Here is an 18,309-nt window from a genome sequence, read left to right on the forward strand (position 1 = left end):
TTTGTTTACCTGTGCAAGGGCGCTTTCGATTAACATCACAAGCAAACTTGTAATCAGATAACTATATTTCATAACATGGATTGGCGAAATGCACAAATTACCAGCTTCTCATAATCCGGCAGAGACTATTTCCCGAAACGCACTGATTTGCCTCCAAATGCTATATATATCCGAAGCTGTTAGGAAGTAGCTTTTCGCTTCACATACGGTATTGCTAATAGGTGTCTGTTTGCAATAAAATATACCAGTAAATATACTAGCTCACAATTTCATTCTGAACCTTCTCATTTTTCTCTTCAACGTTCCGCAGAAAAACTTTGAAAGTGGTTCCTACATTTACTTTACTTTCAACTTCTATCTTGCCGCCCAGTGCGGTAACCTGTGTCTTAACCAAGTACAGGCCCATACCTTTTCCTTCTACGTGTGAATGAAACCGCTTATAGAGGTTAAAGATATTATTTTGATGCTGTGCCAGATCTATACCCAGGCCGTTATCACTTATCAGCAGGCACACGTATCCATCTTCAACTTCGGTTTTTACGTGTATCGATGGCTTGCGATTCAGGTCCCTATATTTAATGGCGTTATGGATCAGGTTAATCAGTATACTATCGAGATACGGCTTGGCGGTATAAATAACATTTGCCTTCGAAAAATCTTCCTTTATCTCCGTGTTCGTTTCGGCTATCTCGCTTTCCAGGTTCGCTTTAATAATGTTTAGCTCTTCAGTGAGATCGATCTTTTTTATAATGGGCGTATTGCTCTTTCGGATCTCCAGTATGGTACTCACATCCTTCACCACTTTGTCCAGCTCTACCGTTGTAGCAACGAGCTTACTCACAATTAATCTTTCTTCGTCCAGGTTATCTTTCGACATATCTAAAACTTGTCCGAGGCCAAGAATGCGTGCTACTGGTGCGCGAAGATTGTGTGCTGTTATAAAAGCAAACTGTTCAAGCTGCTGGTTATACTCTACCAGTTTTTGTGTTCGCTCCTTTACTTCCTGATCCAACGTTTTGTTATGCAGCAGAATTTCCCGGTTCTGTGTCTCAATGGTTTTCCACGCATCTTCCAGTCGCTGATTTTGTTCGGTAAGCAGATCGCGCTGTGTAGCAATTTCTTCCTGTCGCGAGAAAAGCTCTTCGTTTTGTACAGACAAATCTTCGTTCTGCGCTTTGATCTCCTCCTCGCGCAACATCAACTCTTCATTTACCAACTGAAGCTGTTTCGTTTTTTCGCGAACGGAAAACTCCAATAACTTTTTTTGTTCATTAATAGCTTGTATGCGCAACCGACTATATCCCCAAGCTAAACCAATTAAAGCCAGTACCGACACGGTTCTAAACCACCATGTTTTCCACCACGGGGGTATAATACGGATCACCAGCGATGTTCCCTCTTCATTCCAAATGCCATCGCTGTTAGATGCTTTTACCCGAAATGTATAGGTACCCGGATCGAGGTTGGTATAGGTGGCACTTCTGCCGGAACCTATATAACTCCAGTCATTATCGAAGCCTTCCATTTTATAGGCGTACTTATTTTTCTCCGGAAGAGTATAACTTAATGCTGCAAACTCCAGGGTAAACACAGACTCGTTATACTGCAGTGTAATTTCAGGTGTATGATTTATAGCCTGCCGTAGTATAGCGTCTTCATTATTCGTAGAATCTATCAGCACATCTTTATTAAACAATTGAAAACCGGTTATCACAACATCCGGTTTTTTAAGGTTCGGTCTTATGTGATCGGGGTAAAACAGTGTAACGCCTTCGGTGCCGGCAAAGCCCATCAAATTAGTTTTGCGGTCGTATAGAAATGAGCAGGAATTAAACTGCCCGCTTTGTAAACCATCCGAGCTGTCATAATTTCTAAAAACCTTTTCGTGCACATCCCATTTCGATATACCAGCATTTGTACTCAGCCATATATTTCCATCATTATCCTGCTGCATGGCAAACACGGAGCTGCCGTTAAAGCCATTCTTTTCATTAATCCATTCTAATTTTTTCTGTGTAGAGTCGTACGTCAGCAATCCTGCTCCTTCTGTCCCGATCCACAATTTACCACTCTTGTCGAAGAGCAATGCATAAATCATGTTGCCTGAGATGTCATTATTACTTCCTGCATCGGCAAAGTACTGTCGGAAGGTTTTCTTGTCGCGATCAAAATAATTAACGCCTCCCTTCGAACACCCGATCCACAGCCCGCCATTATTATCTTCAATGATCGCACGTATATCTCCGCTGCTAATGGTGCTATTCTTAATTGTATACCTGGTAAATTTACCGGTGGCTCTATCCAGTAAATTCAGACCGCCCCAGTTTGTACCGATCCAAAGATTATGTTTCGAATCTTCAAAAATCAACCGGACGTCATTGATCCCTAAACTTTCCGGATCAGCCGGATCATGTTTATAGTTTGTGAACGTATCGGGGCTTTTATTATACCGAAACAGCCCTCCAGAATATGTACCAAACCAAAGCACATTGTCGTGATCACGATACGCATATAGTATAGCATTATCCGTCAGACTTCCTTTCTTCCCATCAGTGTGATAGTGCCTGAGTAATTTACCTTGCTGCGTATATTTATAGATACCGTTACCATCCGAGCCGAGCCACAGATTCCCTTCTTCATCTGTGCACATGCCCCAGAATCGCCAGTACACCCGTGCAGGCTCACTGGTTTTTACTTCTATGCGCATAAACTTTTCCTGTATGCTGCTGATCATCTGCACGCCATCACCATTTGTACCCAGCCAGATGTTCTTATCACGGTCTTCGAAAATACTATGAATGGAAAGACGATATATACTATACTCATCCTTACCCGCTACCGTTTCTATATTGATATCGGGCGTAACGGCTTTATCTATATCGCTTAACGAAATTTTAAAGAGGCCATGATCTTCTACACCAATCCATAAATTATGATTACTGTCTTCGCACAGCGTTCGCACGACACTTCCTTTAAGGCCACTGGTATTTTCATCCAGAAGTTGAAAAGTCTTTTGTTTTTTATTAAAGAAGACCAAGCCATCATTTGTACCGATCCACATGTTACCGGCATGATCTGCTTTTATACATCGCACATTGTGCATCGCTGGTATCTCTTTACCAGAGAGGTGCTCTACCTTTTTTGATATAATCCCATTCTTTACCTGAAACACATCGAGACCTCCGCTGAGCGAACCAACCCAAAGTAAATTATCGGCATCTTCATAAATACATACAACTTTTTGACTGGACAGTCCTGGTAAATTACGTTGTGAATATTGTATAAACTTATTTTGCGATGCATCAAAATAAGTAAAGCCAGCCTGCCATGACGATACCCACAAAGCCCCTGCTATACTTTCCGTAATATTTGATACATCGTCACCAACCAGTGAATTGGTATTTTGAGGATCATGTTGATAATGTATAAAACGTTCGGTGAGCGAATCGAACAGGTTTAATCCTTCGCGCGAAGATGTCCAGACACGCCCTTTGGAATCCGAGAAGATGCAAAATATATAGTTATGCGAAAGGCTATGCGGATCGTTTGGATCATTCTTAAAAACACGAAAGGTATATCCATCAAAACGTGCCAGGCCATCATCCGCGGCAAACCACATAAAACCTTGTTTGTCTTGCGTAATGCTATTAATAACCTTTAGCGGCAGGCCTTTATGCGTAGTATACTTTACGACTTTATTTCGAAGTTCGAGCTGAGCAACCGTAGTAGTGAACGACAATATCCATAGCAGGACACTGACCGATAACAAGACATTGATCCATCGTGTACTGTGGAAGAATTTACGGAGCTTCAATCGCAAAACAATCATTACGTTGAATTCTATAGGTTAATCCTTTAAAACAGACTGAAGTTTCTCTTACGTTTTATCTGAAACACGCTGGCGTTCTTTTCTAAAATTCTCGCAAACCCATAGTGCCTAAACAACTACCCTCCAACCTTTGCCCGGATCCGTCTGCAAAATTACCTGACTGCGCTACATAACCGTTCTTATTCTGCGACAGAGAGTGAATTTACCTTATTTAAAGGCAAAAAGAAAAGATATGCTTGTAGAATAAGAAAACGATCGGTTTTCGAAAATCTAATAGCACCCAACGGGATTATATAATAAAAGATGCGCTTTCTTATTCGCGACTATGCACAGATTTTGACAAATAAGAAGGCGCTCTTAATAAAACAGTTCTTACAACACGCCACTATATAGCTTAGTATTTTCGGGTATAGATCAGGATATCCTTCATCAGCATTTTTCCAAAGGCGAACGACAACCCCTTATTAATAAACGAGCGGTCGGGCTGACTTAAAAAGAAAGATGTAGCCGTTGGAACACTGAGCTCCCACGAACCTGAAGACTGAAGTGAACCTGGTGTAATCAACACAACATGACCTCCGCCAGAACCAGTCATATATACTGCCACAACAGCCTTGCGGGCATTGGCATTTTCTTGTGCCTGTGTAAGTGTTTTTTGATCGTAGCAAGGTCCCAGCAGCGTCCACTGTTCACTACTCTTTAAATATTTAGCTATTTCAGAAGCTACCATATACCGCCCTAAATTCTGGGAATAGAAATCGTTGATGCGGTAAACCGTGTTGAGCGACTCACCTAAAAATTTATTACACGGACTGTTTACATCTGTGCTTGGCTGGCAACTTAAAAATTCTTTCATCGAGTTTTCAAGGTCCTGTCTCCAGTTATTGTTTACAGTCTGCCCGTACGTTGTAGAACCGGCAACTAAAGCAAACACGACAAAAGCAGTTTTATAAAGTACAGACACAGAGGAGTAAAATTGTTTCATGAAGGGAAAAAATTAAGGGGCGAATATATCACGGCCCCATTTGCAGCACCGCCTCAAAAAGTTGAAAGTGTGTTGCATGTAAAGTATAACCCGAAAGAGATCAGAGAAAGATATACTGAGAGGTGATACGTAGATTTGATTACCGGCAAACGAGGGAGTATGTATAAAATCGAAAATGCAGGTTAATATAGCGTGCGACTAACTATATATTTCTTTTGGGGGATTTAGCGGGAGGCCTATATCCTACCATTGATATGAAGTAATATTTACCGCTACGTAGTGCACAACGTTATTCAACTTAGGCAACCGGCATAAAAAAAGGACGGTTCATCACCGTCCTTTTTTATTTATACCCTTCCGGGGGATTACTCTTTCTTTTCTTTAGAAGAAGCCTTAGCCTTTTTTACCTTGATGGTAAGTGCATCTGCTTTACCATCGTGGTCGGCCAGAATTGTTCCGCCTTCTTCCACTTCACCTTTCAGGATCTCTTCTGCTACAGGGTCTTCCAGGTATTTCTGGATCGCTCTGTTCAACGGACGAGCTCCGAATTGATGATCGTATCCTTTCTCTGCGAGGAAGTCTTTAGCCTTATCGGTAAGTTCCACGTTGTAGCCGATCTGGATAATGCGATCAAACAACTTACGCAAAGTAATGTCGATGATCTTGTGAATGTGTTCGCGCTGCAGTGAGTTGAACACGATCACGTCATCCAAACGGTTCAGGAATTCCGGAGAGAACGCACGCTTCAACGCATTCTGAATGGTGAGCTTCATGTGCTCTTCTTCTGATTCGCGTTTAGCTGCAGTAGCGAAACCGATACCTGTACCGAAATCTTTCAGATCACGTACACCTATATTCGATGTCATGATGATGATGGTGTTTCTGAAATCTACTCTGCGGCCTAAACCGTCAGTAAGTATACCATCATCCAACACCTGCAGAAGTATATTGAATACATCCGGGTGAGCTTTTTCAATTTCATCGAGCAATACTACAGAGTAAGGCTTGCGTCTCACTTTCTCAGTAAGCTGTCCGCCTTCTTCGTAACCCACGTAGCCGGGAGGCGCTCCCACCAGACGTGACACGGAGAATTTCTCCATATACTCACTCATATCAATCCGCACGAGTGCGTCTTCTTTATCGAAGAGATAGGTTGCCAGTACTTTAGCCAATTCAGTTTTACCAACACCGGTAGGACCGAGGAAGATAAAGGAACCGATTGGTTTCTTCGGATCTTTCAAGCCTACGCGCGTACGTTGAATTGCCTTCACCAGTTTCCTGATGGCTTCATCCTGGCCGATAACTTTTCCGCTCAACTCTTCGCCCATGTTCAGAAGCTTGTTGCTTTCTTTCTGAGCGATACGTTTGGTCGGTATGCCGGTCATCATTGCAATAACATCGGCTACGTTATCTTCATTAACTGTATACTTTTCAGTACGTGTTTTTTCTTCCCACTTCGCTTTCGCGATATCGAGTTGTTCGATCAGTTTCTTTTCACGATCGCGCAGTTGTGCTGCCTCTTCGTACTTCTGACTTTTTACAACACGATTCTTTTCTTTCTTCACATCTTCAATGGCTTCTTCAAGCTTCACGATTTCTTCCGGAACGTGAATGTTGTTGATGTGAACGCGTGCACCGGCTTCGTCCATTACATCGATCGCCTTATCTGGAAGATAGCGGTCGCTGATGTAACGATCAGAAAGTTTTACGCACGCTTCGATCGCTTCTTTGGTATAGATCACGTGGTGGTGATCTTCGTATTTTTCCTTGATGTTGTCGAGGATCTGGATCGTTTCTTCCGGTGAAGTAGAGTCTACCATCACCATCTGGAATCTGCGGGCAAGTGCACCGTCTTTCTCTATATACTGACGGTACTCATCCAGTGTAGTTGCACCAATGCATTGTATTTCTCCGCGGGCCAGAGCCGGTTTGAACATATTGGAGGCATCGAGTGAGCCGGAAGCTCCACCAGCACCAACAATAGTATGAAGTTCATCGATGAAGAGAATTACATCCGGAGATTTCTCCAATTCATTCATCACCGCTTTCATACGCTCTTCAAACTGACCGCGATATTTTGTTCCGGCTACGAGTGATGCTAAGTCAAGCGTCACAACGCGTTTACCGAACAATACGCGTGATACTTTCTTCTGAATGATGCGCAGTGCAAGACCTTCAGCGATAGCTGTTTTACCTACACCAGGTTCACCAATAAGAATTGGGTTGTTCTTCTTTCTTCTGGAAAGAATCTGAGCCACGCGCTCAATTTCTTTTTCGCGCCCAACGATAGGGTCGAGTTTATTGTCCTCTGCCAGACGGGTCAGGTCGCGGCCGAAGTTATCCAACACTGGAGTGCGGGATTTTTCAGTGCCTTTCTTCTCTTTACCGGCAGCACCACCTTGTGCGCCACCTCCGAAGATTTTTGATGAGTCATCATCCGGATCATCCGTATCCTGTGATGCCATCGGACCTTCGTTTTGGTATTCCAGCATTTCTTTCACGGTCTCGTAGTTTACGTCAAACTTATTTAAGATCTGCGTGCCCAGGTTGTCATGGTCACGCAGTATAGAGAGCAACAAATGTTCTGTGCCGATAAGCTGGGCTTTGAAAATCTTTGCTTCCAGGTAAGTAATCTTAAGAACTTTTTCTGAGGCTTTTGTCAAGGGTATATTAGCCAGGTTCTTGATCTGATGCGTAGCAGTTCCTTTGGAAATTTTTTCGATCTCATTTCTGAGTTCGTCCATTGGTACTCCTAATTTTTTTAGCACACCCACTGCTACACCTTCACCTTCACGGATCATACCTAAGATAAGGTGTTCAGTACCGATATAGTCATGGCCAAGCCGAAGAGCCTCTTCGCGGCTAAGCGATATAACTTCTTTAACGCGGTTGGAAAATTTTGCCTCCATAAGAGAAAATCAAAAATTGATTAGTGTAAATGTAAAGTTTTTTGTCTGTTCAATACTATCGTAAGCCTGAAGATTTAATACTGCGTAAGAAACACGCTCAAATTAACATTTGTTCATTTTTCCACAGCGGAAGCCTTCACAATCCTGGCGGAAGCCGGGCCTTCACAAAAGATCAGGTCGATCAGGCTCATGTTGCTTACAAACGTATTGCCAAATACCTGCGTATATTCTACCGGACTATAAAACTTTGCCAAAAGATCGTTTTTTTTTGAATTAATCAACGATCGAAGGTCTGTTACAGTATCCGGCAGTTCTTTCTCATACGACATACTTTCGCTGACAGTCACTTTCCACTTCAGCCATGCAAGACACATTGACAGCAATTGTATATTCAGATCGTATAGAAATTCATTTTTACGGAAGAGTACTTTTTCAAGATCATCCACATAATGTTCATAGAACGGAGCTTTACCATACGCTGATTGTATGGTGCGCCAATGATTATTTAACCACTTCTGACTATAGTCGATCCGTATATCGGTTATTAACGTTTTACCATGTTTACTGGTTAACGGCACCGTAAGTTGTTCTATACCTTGCGATGTATGAATGTAGCAACGGTTACGGTATGTCTGTTTTACAAAGTTCTCCTGTCGCTCGATAACAATCTCTGTAGCAGATGATAGCGCAGAGAAGTATGCGATCGAAGGGAGATAATGTGATTCTATCAGGAACTTCAAGCAGTATATAGTTTAAAAAATAGTTTTTACACAAGCCTACATATATATGTATGCCTGTTCTTTTTACAAAGCCTTTCAACACTGCTTATCTTGTTGAAAATGCTCTACATTCAGTTATACGAAAACGCTCTGTAAAGAGACGACTAAAAAATTTCGAGGTATGCAACAATAAAAGGAGCCGAGATCAGCAAACCATCAAAACGATCCAGGAAACCTCCGTGTCCTGGCAGACTTGTACCTGAATCTTTTATTTCAATGCTTCGCTTCAACAGCGACTCTACTAAATCTCCAAATGTACCCCCTACTACAATAATTACACCGATGGTAAGCCACTGCCATACGGAAAGTGTATGAAAATAGGTAGACAATCCGTAGGCAAAGATCATGGCGAGCAGTGCACCGCCAAAGAAACCCTCCCATGATTTTTTCGGAGAAATACGTTCAAAAAGTTTTCGTTTACCCAGATATGTACCAGCAAAGTAAGCCCCGGTATCGCTGGCCCAAAGTATAAAGAGACAGCCGAATATGATCTCAAAATTGTATACCCCGTCCTCAAATACAGCAATGTTCAGCAACGTAAAAGGTATAGCTACATAAAAAATACCCAGAAATGTAAAGGCTATATTCGTGAACGGCTTGCGCTCAAACTTCTTATAGAGTTTGATCATGTATACGCATGATACGATCGGGAAGAACAAGAAATAGTATCGATAGGACACCAGGTGCATTTCGATAAGAAAAGACAACACAAAGAGAAGTATACCTCCCAGTGTACCCAATGCTTTCTGAGGCACCATTCCATCGAGCCCCACCAGTTTATAAAATTCAATAAGCGAGAAAAAACAGATAATAAAAAATACGGCAAAGTATCCCCACTCGCTTAAACAGACCGCTGTTATTATACCTGCTGAGCCCAGCAAACCGGTAATGATTCGAAGTGTAAGGTTGTTGTACTTGGTAAGCGAAGTCACAAATCTTGGTTATTCGGTTTTGGTAGGGTCTAAAATTATAATTTGTTATTGAATAAGAGTCGCATTATCCGAATTTGTATTGTTAACAAAATCGGCTGGAGTTCTCTTTTCATAAAATTTTTTGAAAAGATAAAGCAAAGCAACGGTAATTACAGCGCTTGTTAAAACGGCCGACCATGGAGCGGCCTTTGCATCTTCTATATCCATTTCAACAGTACCGCGCTGGTACAGGTACATAGCCACAACCGTAAAGCCGTTGTTTATAAAGTGTGCCAGTATGGGCATCCATAAATTACCCGACCAGTAGTAAAGATACCCGAAGAGTGCACCCAACAACATGCGTGGTACAAAGCCATAGAACTGAACGTGAATAGCACTGAAGATTGCTGCCGATACCCATATAGCTACATGGATATTGTTGGTGCCCCGGTAAAACTCGCGCTGAATGATACCCCGAAACACGAGCTCTTCACCTATCGCCGGCAATATGGCAATAACAACCAACGCCAGGGCTACCTGCCCGCCGGAGTCGAACTTGGTGAGATACTTGGTAAGCTCTGCAAGTTGCTCTTCGGTACCTCGGGCCCATTTTTCTATACTTTCAGGAAACGTGATGTTCTGATTCCATTCGATGAACATTGAGTTTACCATCATGAAGATCATTACAATACCAACCACCAGCACCACGGGCTGGATATACATCGGTCCTTTAAACAACGTACTGGCTGAGCGGTGAAATTTTGCCAGCACATATAACGGCACCAGTATTAGCCCGAAAAATGTTCCGAAACCTTGCATGAGGTATAAAGTATTTTTCATCTCCGGATCTTTCATCGGTTCCTTTAGCGATTCGGTCATTTCCATCAGGCTGCCGGGATAAAGTGGCAATGCCACGAAGAATCCGATCATCGGACCGATCACCTGAAACCCCAGCATTACTGCCACGAGCATTACAATTATTACAATGGCTGGATGCACCGTACGCGGGCCTATTTCCTGCTCCATATATTTCTGCTTAAATTTGCGGGCTAATATGGTGAAAATCGGTCAAATAGAGCTTGGAGAGTTTCCTTTGTTGCTGGCGCCTATGGAGGATGTGAGTGATCCGCCCTTCCGTGCTGTGTGCAAAGAGGGTGGTGCAGACCTGATGTATACTGAATTTATCTCGTCTGAAGGGTTAATTCGTGATGCCGCCAAGAGTCGGCAGAAGCTCGACATATTTGAATATGAGCGTCCCATCGGCATTCAGCTTTTTGGTGGCGACATTGGTAACATGGTGCAATCTGCCGAGATAGCAACAGCCGCTCGTCCTGATCTCATCGATATAAATTATGGTTGCCCGGTAAAGGCAGTTGCCTGTCGCGGAGCTGGAGCTGCGTTGCTCCAGGATATACCCAAGATGGTAAAGATGACAGCCGAGATCGTGAAGTGTACCCATCTTCCGGTAACGGTTAAGACTCGTTTGGGCTGGGACGAATCAACCAAAAATATTTTAGAAGTAGCTGAGCGTTTGCAGGATATAGGTATAAAAGCTTTATCAATTCATGGTCGCACGCGCGTGCAGATGTATAAAGGTGAAGCCGACTGGACGCTTATCGGCAAAGTAAAAGAGAACCCGCGCATCCATATACCTATTTTTGGCAATGGTGATATCGATTCACCTGAGAAAGCGCTTGAGTATAAAAATCGCTACGGTGTGGATGGTGTCATGATCGGACGTGCTGCTATAGGATACCCGTGGATCTTCAACGAAATCAAGCACTATATAAAGCATGGCGAACGTCCGGCACCTCCGGATATGGCTGAGCGTGTTCGTGCTACCAAAAAGCACCTTGAGTTTTCAATCCGCTGGAAGGGAGACAAGCTGGGTGTATTCGAAATGCGCAGGCACTATACCAATTACTTTAAAGGTATTAATGACTTCAAACCGTTCCGTATGCGATTGGTAGAGGCTCCGACTGAAGCGGATGTGCTTGCTATTCTGGATGATGTGATTAATACGTATAGCTCTGTGGCAGCTTAGTTTCTTTCCCGCTACCCGATGATTATCGGGGACAGACTTACGCAGACAAATTTTGTCACGAGCAGCGAGGGTAGAGTAGTATAGTATAGAGTTGAATTTATTTTTTTAGCAATAATCGGGTTTTTATTCTGGTTGAGTTGGCAAACCTTTACAGGAATAAAAACGTATTTTCTTTTTTACCCATTGCTCATTAACCTATATGTCTGATTCCAATCGCGGCACCTCCATTATTTTATTTGTAAGTCTTACGCTCATCTGGGGAACATCCTTTATACTCATTAAGCAAGGACTGAAAGTATTTTCTCCGGATGAAGTCGGAGCACTTCGTGTTGCTTCTGCTTGCCTGTTTCTGATTCCACTCGCGGTTACGCGACTGAAAGAACTTCACGTGCATCATTACGGTAAACTCTTTGCCTCCGGCATGCTCGGTATATTTATACCCGCCTTTTTGTTTGCCACAGCACAAACCCGCATGGATAGTTCCGTTGCCGGAATCATGAATACACTCACACCTATTTTTACCATGTTAATCGGTGCCGTTGTTTTCAAACTACGTTTTAAAACAGTAGCCATTGTCGGTATACTTTTAGGATTTGCCGGTGGTATTATACTCAGTATATCCAGAAGCGATGGTGCTATAGGAGGATTCAATGCATTTGCATTGCTGATTGTGCTCGCATGCTTTTGTTACGGATCGAACCTCAACCTCATCAAATTCAAAATACCTGATCTTGGTTCGCTTACCATTACCAGTGTTTCGTTGCTGTTGATCGGTCCGCTGGCGCTTATATATTTATTCGGCTTCTCGGATTTTGTACCGAAGCTTACAACACAACCCGGTGGCTGGCAGGCGGCTGGTTTTATTGTATTACTTGGTTTGATGAGTACTGCGGTAGCAACTATACTTTTCAACCACCTGGTAAAAATGAGTACAGCCCTCTTCGCGAGTTCAGTTACGTATGCATTGCCAATCGTGGCGGTGATGTGGGGCTTGTTGGATGGTGAGAGATTAGGCGTGGGACACTTTGTAGGGATGCTCTGCATCATTGGAGGGGTATATCTCGCGAATAGGAAGTGATTAATCGTTAATGGTTAATCGTTAAAATCCATTGCACGGAGAACACAAAAAAAATGCACAAAGTCACAGAGGATTTTGTGCATTCTTTCACGATTAACGATTCACTATCAACGAATAACGATTCATTTCCTTTCAGCTACCATCTTTGCATTACCCATCTGCGGAACGATCGCTTCCGTGCGGACCATGCTCTTGTCAGCAGATGAAATCCAGTATGTAGTTTTCTCTCCGCCATCAACCTGGTTCACTGAAATTTTATAGGTATCAAATGAACCGGCAGGTACGGTTATCTTTTCTGTACCCAGTAATTTTACTTCATACTTTTTGATCTGTGATGTCTGTATATCTAACATCTCGATAACTGTGCTGGAATTTTCCTTTAGCGGAAGGCGAGCAATCACCAGGTCAGAGCCGGCACCGTCAATGATAATCGGATTCTGAAGCTTTACATCGATAGGCTTCTTCTGTCCGTTGCCAATGTCCATAGAACCCGTTATAGCTTTGTCGGTATAAGTCAACACTACTGTAACAGGACCCTGTTTAACATTGCGCTGCAGACACTTCAACGTTTTTGGTTCGATCAGATTTTGCTCGGCTATATCGCCCATGGCAGATTTTATAGCATCCGTAACAGACCATTTTCCATTCTCGAATTTTACTTCGCGATTCATGTCCATCGTCATGTTCTGTGCACCCATCGTCATGGTAAAGGCATAGCTATATTTACCAGCTTGCAGATCAGACGAAGGCTTTGGCAACTCAGTTGGTGCTGACGCTGTAGCATCTGCCACCTTTACAGTCTTAACATCTACAATGATCGCCTGCTGTTTCTTGGCCACTTCCGGCTTCATCGTTTCCTGGTAACGACCACCCAGGTGCTTTGCCAAAAATTTCTCAGCGTATGCCAGCATCGCCATGTTATTTTCCGGATTACGGAAACCGTGACCTTCGTCAGGCGCACATATATACTCTACAGTTATACCGAGATCACGCAGCGCAGAAACAATCTGGTCAGACTCTGCTTTCTTTACACGCGGATCGTTCGCACCCTGTACTACCAACAACGGAGCTTTGATTTTATTTGCCGAGAATAACGGAGATTGCTTTTCAAGTTTTGCTTTTCCTTCCGGAGTAGCAGGATCGCCCATGCGTATATAGAATACTTTACGTATAGCTTCCCAGTAAGGAGGGATCGAGTTAAGCAGTGTTAACAGGTTTGATGGACCAACTATATCTACACCGGCTGCATATACATCCGGAGTAAATGTAAGGCCGGCAAGGGTAGCGTATCCACCGTATGACCCGCCCATGATGCCTACGCGTTTAGCATCCACTATACCTTTGCTTACAAGATGTTTTACACCATACGTTAAGTCATCCTGCATCTTCTCGCCCCACTGACCGTTGCCGGCATTCAGGAATTTTTTACCATAGCCGGTTGAAGAACGGAAGTTTGGTGCAAGCACAGCATAACCACGGTTCGCGAGAAATTGTGCGTAACCGTTGAAGCCCCATGTATCGCGAGCCCACGGACCACCATGTGGAAATACAATAAGTGGTAAATTCTTAGGTTCTTTACCAAGTGGCAACGTAAGGTATGCCGGTATCTCTAAACCATCAGATGATTTATAAGTGATCGGCTCCATCTTTGCTAACGGCAATGCCTGCAACTTCGGACGAGGGGTATATTGCTTGATTACTTTCTTGCCCGCTACATCAAAGAAATATACCGAGCCCGGATCATCATCGCTATACACAGAAACCAGCGCTTTGCTTTCATCTTTTGTACGTGACGATATAGCCACCTCTTTGCCCGGGAATTTGGACTTCAGAAAATTATAGCTTGCTTCTGCGTTCTTATCCTTAAAATACCAGCGGGTTTTAGCATCGGTATAGGTTGTGTATACGATCTCTTTTGTTTTGTCGGATACATATACGCCACCGAAGTCTACTTTATTGAGCGGATCACCTTCTACCAGTGCAACAGCTTTCGTATCCGGATTTAACAAATATAGTTTTACAAGATCTTCTGCTTCGCCTTTGTTAGACTGTATATACAGGTTCTTGTTGGTTTTATCGAAGAAGCCTGCAGGACCACAACTTTCCAGCGGACCGCAGTCGTATATTTTGGAAAATCCTTCTGCATCAGCACGAAGAATTTCAGTGCTGCCGTCATCGGCAGAACGTGTCGCGGCACGAATGTTTTCATCCCAGTCAAAGTAAAAACCGGTGAGGCGATCTTTGTTTTCTTTCAGCAAGGTAAGTTTACCGGTACTGATCTCCAGTTTATACAGATCGTGCCACGCCTGATCGCGGTTGTTTAGTCCGACCCAAAGTATATTCGGATCTTTTTGTGACACGTTATAGATCAACGCGCGGACGTTGTCCATCGGAGTTACGTTTCGCGCTGCCGGCACCCCGGTATTTTTCTCAGCTGCAGCCTTGGGATCTACGGCATACACATTGAAGTTTTCGTTTCCGCCTTTATCCTGCACATACAGAATATACTTGCTGTCGTACGTCCAGAAGTAGCCGCTGATCGGCCGCAGCGTATCGGCCGTTACTGGTTTTGCTTTTTCAAAAGACTCATCGAACTTCTTTACCCAGATGTTCATTTTGCCTTTGTAAACTTTTTGAAAGCTGATCATGCTGCCATCCGGAGAAAGCTGGCCTCCTGCAATTTCAGGATTATCAAAAAACAATTCGCGGTCAATGAGCGGTGGTTCTTTGGTTGTGGCGTTACCACTCTTCTTCTGGGCCTGCGCTATGTTCATCAGCGCCAGCGCCATTATCAGAATTACAATTTTTCTCATGTGTGTTTTAAACGGGTTTTGGGTTATTAACTGTTAGTTGAGTTAACGATTAAAATATTACACGAGAATCCGGAAAGATTAAAAGATAAAAAATCGAAAAACACTTCTAGTTTTGCGCTGGTATTTTCAAGGACTATCGCTTATGCAACTTCAGAATGACCTGCTTCTTCGTGCAGCCCTCGGACAAAAAACAGAACGCACACCGGTATGGCTGATGCGCCAGGCGGGCCGCGTTTTACCAGAATATCGCAAGGTGCGCGCCTCCATCAAAGATTTTAAAACATTGGTGAAATCACCGGAAGCTGCAACCGAAGTTACTATTCAGCCCGTTGATATTCTCGGAGTTGATGCCGCCATCATTTTCTCCGACATCCTCGTGATACCGGAGGCTATGGGACTAAATTACGAAATGGAAGAGAGTAAAGGTCCTGTGTTTCCAAAAAGAATTGAATCAGCAGCAGACCTTAACCTGCTTCATGTCTCAACAGGTGAAGAGCTTCAATATGTACTCGATGCTATAAAACTTACCAAGCGCGAGCTCAACGGACGCGTGCCGCTCATCGGTTTTGCGGGAGCTCCCTGGACGATCTTCTCCTATATGATTGAAGGTCGCGGAAGCAAAACTTTCAGTGCTGCTAAAAAAGTATTGTACTCACAACCGGAGTTTGCACACAAGCTACTCGACATGATCACACAAAGCACCATCAACTACCTGAAAGCACAGGTACAGGCTGGTGCCGATATCATACAGCTTTTCGATTCGTGGGCAGGTGTGTTGAGCCCGGATCAGTATGAAGAGTTCTCATTAAAGTATATATCGCAGATCTGCGATGCTATCCCCGAAGTTCCCAAAACTGTTTTCGCTAAAGGAGCATTCTTTGCCCGTGCCAGCATGAACCGCCTAAACTGCAACGTGGTTGGTCTCGACTGGAACATGGGAATAGAAGAATCACGACAATTGATACCGAACAAAACACTACAAGGTAATCTTGATCCATGCGCGCTCTATGGCTCACTTGAAGATGTAAAGCGCGAGACGAAAAAAATGCTCCAGGCTTTTGGTGGCTCTAAACATATAGCCAACCTCGGTCACGGCCTATATCCGGATACTGAAGTTGATAAAGTGAAGTGTTTTATTGATACCGTGAAGGAGTTCAGGGCAAGCTAGAGAATTACATTTCTGGATATATATACTAGCGATTGATGCGCAGTTCCAGCTTCATCGTGTGGTTGTTGATGTCTATGAAGACTTTATCGAATTGCGCTACTATACTGGTAAGATTATCCGGCATTTCTGGTACTGCTAATTTTTGCCCGGGTATTTCGTTTTGTTTACTGAGTAGCACTACAATATAATTAAAGGTAAGCAGCGTTTGCTTCCTGTTCAATTCATCGTTTTCGACATCCGGCACCAGCAGGAATTTGATTTCATATTCATGACCACCCTGCGACTCGGCTACGCGAATATCAGAAACGCGATTTTCAGAATCTATACTCAGCCATTCTGAAAAATCATTAAGGTTGAATTGTCTTTTCTCGAAGATTTCGCTCTTGGCTAATCCTGAAACAACTCTTCGTTGCAAATTTCTTTCGGAATAATCGTATTTCAGAAAAAGTTTCTCCAGATATATAGTTTCAAGTAAAGCAATTAGTTCACGAAAAACCGGTTCATCCATTTTATATCTGAATTGATTCCGAAGTTTTGTTATTCTCCTGACTATATCCGCGTCATTGGAATTATCGGTGGGTGAAAAAGATTCGAAGATTGATTTCGTAATTTCTTTGTTACGCATATACAGGTACGTATAAAAGCTATGCTTTAACGATTCATACTTCGGCCTGTTCTCGTGCTGAATCAAATCAAAATAGGCAAGTCCCACCCCTATATTGACCAGCTTTATTATTCCCAGCAATTCCGATGTTGTTACCGTTTCGTTGTCAAAGAAGATGTTGAGTTTACCAATGGACGCCATTTCTACCTATAAATTATTACAGCTAACATTCTTTAAGAATTCTCGGGAATATTAGCTGCGATATGGGTAAACGTCAAAAATTATTTCCGAGCGTCTGTAAAAATCTTCCCAACGGGTATATCTGTCTTCCGAAACACTACATTTTGTTTCCGTTGATCACTTCGATCAAAACCAAACTGAAACGCATATTGAGAATCTTTGTTCGTAGAACGTAAAACCTTTATCCTCGTCTTGAGTATGGGTAGTGTGATTTATATTTGGATCCAGGTCATCTGTTACCACGTTTGTTGTCTCCCCAGATAACCTTGCATATAGCAGCGAAGGTGAGAATTCTGCTCCTAGAGAAATTCGTTTTGCAGCAAAATAATTGAAGCCCATAATAGCCCCTAATCCAACGGAATAGCCACTAGGAATACTAATGTGCTGCTCACGATGATTTAAAGTAGTCCCTGTTACGGAATCAGAACTTGTTCTCGTATAGTCCATTGTATATTTTCCGTGAAGATTGATTGGAAGTTCAAAACCACCATACAGACTAAATTTATCCTTCGTCATTTTCCAGGCAATTCCGGGAGCAATATGAATCTTTGTCTGCTTTCCCTCGCTTGATTCAGTTCCCAAAATGCCACTGCCATATTGCCGGCTATACTCATCTATATAGCTTTTACTTATCCCGAGTCTTAATCGAACCACAGTTTCGTTTTTCAGACTATAGTTAAACAATAAACCAGCCGCATAGGATTTATGCTTCAGATTATATCCATCAATTGATTCAGTATCGATAGTATACCACCCAAGTTTTACATCATCTTTACTTGGGCTACTTACCTGTAAGGTGACCCCAAATTTTTTCTCCTGTGCAAAGGAGAAACTCAAGGTGAACAAAATGCAAACTGTTAGTAATTTTCTTTTCATTGTTATTAAACGTTTCAGACTACTATTTACTATTTATAATTATCAGAGCGCGCATTGAAACAAATATCTATTT

At 42.9% G+C, this 18,309-nt stretch carries 12 protein-coding genes; 3 read left to right on the top strand and 9 right to left on the bottom strand.

Going from position 1 to position 18,309, the window contains the following annotated elements:
- Window positions 1–256 precede the first annotated feature (256 nt).
- From ACFQ21_RS22380 to ACFQ21_RS22405, 6 genes are all read right to left on the bottom strand, one after another.
- Window positions 257–3,829 (bottom strand): two-component regulator propeller domain-containing protein, encoded by a 3,573-nt coding sequence (locus ACFQ21_RS22380; RefSeq protein WP_377582858.1) that lies wholly within the window; start codon window positions 3,827–3,829, stop codon window positions 257–259.
- 394 nt (window positions 3,830–4,223) lie between these two features.
- A complete protein-coding gene (locus ACFQ21_RS22385; RefSeq protein WP_377582860.1) occupies window positions 4,224–4,814 on the bottom strand; it encodes a hypothetical protein in 591 nt (196 codons plus the stop codon).
- Window positions 4,815–5,179: 365 nt separating this feature from the next.
- On the bottom strand, window positions 5,180–7,723 hold the full coding sequence (locus ACFQ21_RS22390; protein ID WP_377582862.1) for an ATP-dependent Clp protease ATP-binding subunit: 2,544 nt from the start codon (window positions 7,721–7,723) through the stop codon (window positions 5,180–5,182).
- A gap of 113 nt (window positions 7,724–7,836) precedes the next feature.
- Window positions 7,837–8,463, bottom strand: a complete 627-nt coding sequence (locus tag ACFQ21_RS22395) for a WbqC family protein (protein WP_377582864.1) — start codon at window positions 8,461–8,463, stop codon at window positions 7,837–7,839.
- A 143-nt stretch (window positions 8,464–8,606) separates the two neighbouring features.
- Complete coding sequence (locus ACFQ21_RS22400) at window positions 8,607–9,434, bottom strand: phosphatidate cytidylyltransferase (protein ID WP_377582866.1); 828 nt, start codon at window positions 9,432–9,434, stop codon at window positions 8,607–8,609.
- Between the two features lie 45 nt (window positions 9,435–9,479).
- Window positions 9,480–10,439: a CPBP family intramembrane glutamic endopeptidase gene (locus ACFQ21_RS22405; protein ID WP_377582868.1), complete on the bottom strand. Its 960-nt coding sequence runs from the start codon at window positions 10,437–10,439 to the stop codon at window positions 9,480–9,482.
- Between the two features lie 28 nt (window positions 10,440–10,467).
- On the opposite strand from ACFQ21_RS22405, the gene dusB reads away from it, so the two are divergent.
- Window positions 10,468–11,457 (top strand): tRNA dihydrouridine synthase DusB, encoded by a 990-nt coding sequence (dusB, locus tag ACFQ21_RS22410; RefSeq protein WP_377582870.1) that lies wholly within the window; start codon window positions 10,468–10,470, stop codon window positions 11,455–11,457.
- Window positions 11,458–11,656: 199 nt separating this feature from the next.
- Window positions 11,657–12,535, top strand: a complete 879-nt coding sequence (locus ACFQ21_RS22415; RefSeq protein ID WP_377582872.1) for a DMT family transporter — start codon at window positions 11,657–11,659, stop codon at window positions 12,533–12,535.
- Window positions 12,536–12,657: 122 nt separating this feature from the next.
- On the opposite strand, the gene ACFQ21_RS22420 is transcribed toward ACFQ21_RS22415, so the two are convergent.
- A complete protein-coding gene (locus ACFQ21_RS22420) occupies window positions 12,658–15,348 on the bottom strand; it encodes a S9 family peptidase (protein WP_377582874.1) in 2,691 nt (896 codons plus the stop codon).
- A 142-nt stretch (window positions 15,349–15,490) separates the two neighbouring features.
- Between ACFQ21_RS22420 and hemE the strand changes: the two genes are divergently transcribed.
- The gene (gene hemE, locus ACFQ21_RS22425; RefSeq protein WP_377584047.1) at window positions 15,491–16,516 is read left to right on the top strand and encodes a uroporphyrinogen decarboxylase; all 1,026 of its coding nucleotides are present in this window, start codon (window positions 15,491–15,493) and stop codon (window positions 16,514–16,516) included.
- A 25-nt stretch (window positions 16,517–16,541) separates the two neighbouring features.
- Here hemE and ACFQ21_RS22430 read toward each other — a convergent pair whose 3' ends face one another.
- Window positions 16,542–17,321, bottom strand: a complete 780-nt coding sequence (locus ACFQ21_RS22430) for a hypothetical protein (RefSeq protein ID WP_377582875.1) — start codon at window positions 17,319–17,321, stop codon at window positions 16,542–16,544.
- Between the two features lie 165 nt (window positions 17,322–17,486).
- Window positions 17,487–18,236: an outer membrane beta-barrel protein gene (locus ACFQ21_RS22435; protein ID WP_377582877.1), complete on the bottom strand. Its 750-nt coding sequence runs from the start codon at window positions 18,234–18,236 to the stop codon at window positions 17,487–17,489.
- Window positions 18,237–18,309 lie beyond the last annotated feature (73 nt).

Origin of the sequence: Ohtaekwangia kribbensis, from assembly GCF_042676245.1 — a bacterium.
Taxonomy (GTDB): Bacteria; Bacteroidota; Bacteroidia; order Cytophagales; family Cyclobacteriaceae; genus Ohtaekwangia; species Ohtaekwangia kribbensis.

Coding starts and splice junctions, on each gene's coding strand:
- ACFQ21_RS22380 (WP_377582858.1), bottom strand. CDS start 3,829: ATGATTGTTTTGCGATTGAAGCTCCGTAAATTCTTCCACAGTACACGA.
- ACFQ21_RS22385 (WP_377582860.1), bottom strand. CDS start 4,814: ATGAAACAATTTTACTCCTCTGTGTCTGTACTTTATAAAACTGCTTTT.
- ACFQ21_RS22390 (WP_377582862.1), bottom strand. CDS start 7,723: ATGGAGGCAAAATTTTCCAACCGCGTTAAAGAAGTTATATCGCTTAGC.
- ACFQ21_RS22405 (WP_377582868.1), bottom strand. CDS start 10,439: ATGGAGCAGGAAATAGGCCCGCGTACGGTGCATCCAGCCATTGTAATA.
- dusB (WP_377582870.1), top strand. CDS start 10,468: ATGGTGAAAATCGGTCAAATAGAGCTTGGAGAGTTTCCTTTGTTGCTG.
- ACFQ21_RS22415 (WP_377582872.1), top strand. CDS start 11,657: ATGTCTGATTCCAATCGCGGCACCTCCATTATTTTATTTGTAAGTCTT.
- ACFQ21_RS22420 (WP_377582874.1), bottom strand. CDS start 15,348: ATGAGAAAAATTGTAATTCTGATAATGGCGCTGGCGCTGATGAACATA.
- hemE (WP_377584047.1), top strand. CDS start 15,491: ATGCAACTTCAGAATGACCTGCTTCTTCGTGCAGCCCTCGGACAAAAA.
- ACFQ21_RS22430 (WP_377582875.1), bottom strand. CDS start 17,321: ATGGCGTCCATTGGTAAACTCAACATCTTCTTTGACAACGAAACGGTA.
- ACFQ21_RS22435 (WP_377582877.1), bottom strand. CDS start 18,236: ATGAAAAGAAAATTACTAACAGTTTGCATTTTGTTCACCTTGAGTTTC.